Genomic DNA, 3,395 nt, shown 5'->3' with positions numbered 1-3,395 from the left:
GGATTTTGTACCGGAGGCGTATATTATCGTATACGTCGAGGATCAAAATCCGCCACCAACGACGTATGGCGGGAAAATCGGCGGTTTGCTAATCGGCGGTTCGAACTACTCCCGTACCTGCCCATCTCCATAGACGATAAACTTGCGCGTAGTCAAATCCTCCAACCCCATCGGCCCGAAAGAATGCAGCTTGGTCGTGGATATCCCGATCTCCGCGCCGAGGCCGTACTGGAAGCCGTCGCTGAAGCGGGTCGAGGCGTTCACCATTACCGAAGACGAGTTGACCTCGTTCATGAACTTCGTGGCGTTCGAGTAATCCTTCGTGACGATAGACTCGGTATGGAGCGAGCCGTACTTGTCTATGTGGGCTATGGCCGCGTCAAGGCTATCGACCACCTTTACGGCGAGGATCAAGTCCAGATACTCCTCATGCCAGTCCTCTTCCGTGGCTTCCTTTATATCCTTGAGTATCTTCCGCGTCTCCGCGCATCCGCGGAGCTCCACCCCGGCGTCCTTATACCTCTTGTATGCCAGGGGCAGGAACTCTTTGGCGATTTTTTTATTAACGAGGAGCGTCTCCATGGCGTTACACACGCCCGGCCTCTGCACCTTCGAGTTAAAGGCGATATTCCCGGCCATCTCTACGTCCGCATGCTCGTCCACGTATACGTGGCAGACCCCCTTATAGTGCTTTATCACCGGGATGCGCGAGTTCTCGGAGACGAACCTTATAAGCCCCTCCCCGCCGCGCGGGATGATGAGGTCTATCTGGTCTTCGAGTTTTAGCATCTCCAAGACGGCCTCCCTCTCGGTGGTCGGGACCACCTGCACGGCCGCCTCGGTAACCCCCTCGGCCTTGCAGGCCGCGGAGAGCACCCTGCCTATGGCGGTGTTCGAGTGTATGGCCTCGCTCCCACCGCGCAAGACTACGGCGTTGCCCGACTTGAGGCACAGCCCGGCGGCGTCGGCCGTTACGTTGGGCCTCGACTCGTAAATTATCCCTATGGTCCCGAGCGGTATGCGCTTCCTTCCGACGACGAGGCCGTTCGGTCTGGTCCACATCCCGGTTACCTCTCCGACCGGGTCCGGCAGGGCCGCGACCTCCTCCAATCCGGCGGCCATCCCCTCTATCACCTTATCCGAGAGGGTGAGCCTCTCGGTCATAGCCTTTGTAAGCTCCCGCTCTTTAGCTCCCGCAAGGTCTTTCTTATTCTCCTCCTTAAGGGAGGAAGAATTTTCCCTGAGTTCGGCGGCCATCTTTACAAGCACCCGGTTCTTAACGGCAGTGCCGAGCCTTGCCACCTCAAGAGAGGCCTCCCTCGCGGCTTGAGCAACCTTCAACATATCTTTCGCTATGGACATCGGTACGCTCCTTATTTACATTACCACCAGGTTATCCCTGTGTATGACCTCATCATAGACCCTGTAGCCGAGCGCGGCTTCTATCTCTCCGCTCTTGAGCCCCTTTATCCTGTCTATCTCGCCGGAGTTATAGTTGACCACGCCTCTTGCGAATTCCATACCGCCGGAGTCCACGCAGTGGACGACCTCTCCGGCCTCGAAGGTGCCGTCGATCTTCACTATGCCGGAAGGCAGAAGGCTCTTCCCCTTCCCGACGAGCGCCCCCCTGGCCCCGTCGTCCACGAAGACCCTGCCGGTCGGCCGGGTGGAGTAGGCTATCCAGTGCTTCTTCCTGGTAAGCCGGTCCTCCTTCGCCGGAACAAAGGTCCCCACGTCCTCTCCGGCAAAGACTCTCGCCATCACCCCGTCTTCCATGCCGCTGGCGATCACCGTGGCACAACCGTGATGCGCGGCCGTGGCGGCCGAAGATACCTTCGTCACCATCCCGCCCGTGCCATACGCCCCCGTATCAATGCTCGACGGGTGCAGCTCGAAAGAATCGATATCCTCTATAAAGGAAATCCTCCCGGCATCGTCGTGCTTCCGGGGGTTCTTGTCGTATACGGAGTCTATGTCCGTCAATATGATCTGGACGTCCGCGCCGCAGAGGCTCGTAGTAAGCGCGGAGAGGTTGTCGTTATCGCCGAACTTGAGCTCATCGACCGCCACGGTGTCGTTCTCGTTTATAACGGGCACCACGCCCATATCGAGAAGTTCACTTACCGTATTCTGCGCGTTGCGGAACCTCTTGCGGTCGGCGAAGTCGTCGTGGGTAAGGAGTATCTGGGCCACCTTCCTGTCGAACTTCGCGAAGGCCTCCTCATAGCGGGCCATAAGCGCGGTCTGGCCGAGCGCGGCAATGGCCTGCCTCTCCGGTATGGCCGAAGGACGCTCCTTAAGGCCGAGCTTCTCCATGCCCATGGCGATAGAGCCGGAAGATACGAGCACAACCTCCCTGCCCTCGGAGATCAGGGCAGCCAAGTCCCCGGCTATCCGGTCGAAGTCGCCCCCGGCAATGACGGCACTCCCGACCTTAACGACGACCCGCTTAGCCTTCTTAACTATCTCTCTCTTTTTTTCCCCCATTTTTTCCTTCACTCTTTAACCTCTCCACCTCAGTGCCAACCCAGTCCACGAGCTCGGTGAGCCCGTCGCCCGTAACGGCCGACACGGGAAATACCTTTATACCCTTACCCGTGAAAAATTTCAACAACCCCGGCAACGCCTCGCGGGCCTCGGTCAAGTCCACCTTATTCAAGACCAGGACCGAGGGCCTCCCGGCCAGCTCCGGGCTGAAGGCCTCCAGCTCTCGCATGATAACCTTAAAATCCTCCATCGGGTCCCTATCCGTATCCGGCGAGAGGTCCAGGATATGGATAAAAAGCGAGGTCCTCTCTATGTGCTTCAAAAACCTTATCCCGAGCCCCTTCCCCGTGTGCGCGCCCTCGACGAGCCCGGGTATGTCGGCCACTATAAAGTCCTTATCGTCACGCCTCACCACGCCGAGATGCGGCACGAGGGTCGTGAACGGATAGTCCGCCACCTTCGGCTTAGCTGCGGAGATGCGCGAGATAAGCGTGGACTTCCCGGCGTTCGGAAAGCCTATTATCCCCACGTCGGCAAGGAGTTTTAACTCCAGTTGTAACTCCATCTCTTCTCCCTCCTCACCGGGCTGGGCGAAGCGCGGGGCCTGCCGCGTCGAGCTCTTGAAGTGCGCGTTCCCCTTACCGCCCCTCCCCCCCTTGAGGCAAAGGAACTCCTCCCCGTCGCGGGTAAGGTCCGCAAGCCGCTCTCCGGTGCCGGAGTCCGTTATAAGGGTACCCGGCGGGACGTGCATAACCGCGTCCTCCCCATCCTTTCCGTGACGGTCCGAGCCCATGCCGTGCCCCCCCCTGCCCCCCTCGTAATGGCGCTTGTAGCGGAAGTCCAGGAGGCTCGTCATGCGGCCGTCCGAAATGAAGCGGATGTCCCCGCCCCTGCCGCCGTCACCGCCG

3 protein-coding genes are annotated in these 3,395 nt (G+C 59.4%); all 3 read right to left on the bottom strand.

The features are described 5' to 3' along the window. Positions 1-105: 105 nt before the first annotated feature. Entirely contained in the window at positions 106-1,362 is a 1,257-nt protein-coding gene (locus V3W31_02235) for a glutamate-5-semialdehyde dehydrogenase (GenBank protein MEE9613755.1), read from the bottom strand. A gap of 15 nt (positions 1,363-1,377) precedes the next feature. Then, complete coding sequence (proB, locus tag V3W31_02230) at positions 1,378-2,487, bottom strand: glutamate 5-kinase (protein ID MEE9613754.1); 1,110 nt, start codon at positions 2,485-2,487, stop codon at positions 1,378-1,380. Then, positions 2,459-3,395: GTPase ObgE (gene obgE, locus V3W31_02225; protein MEE9613753.1), on the bottom strand; the 937-nt coding region annotated here is incomplete at its 5' end. The genes obgE and proB, both read right to left, overlap by 29 nt.

This window comes from Thermodesulfobacteriota bacterium, from assembly GCA_036482575.1.
In the GTDB taxonomy this organism is placed as follows: Bacteria; Desulfobacterota; GWC2-55-46; order GWC2-55-46; family JAUVFY01; genus JAZGJJ01.
The sequence above is the reverse complement of the archived record's forward strand: the minus strand, read 5'-3'. Positions and strand labels throughout refer to the sequence as shown.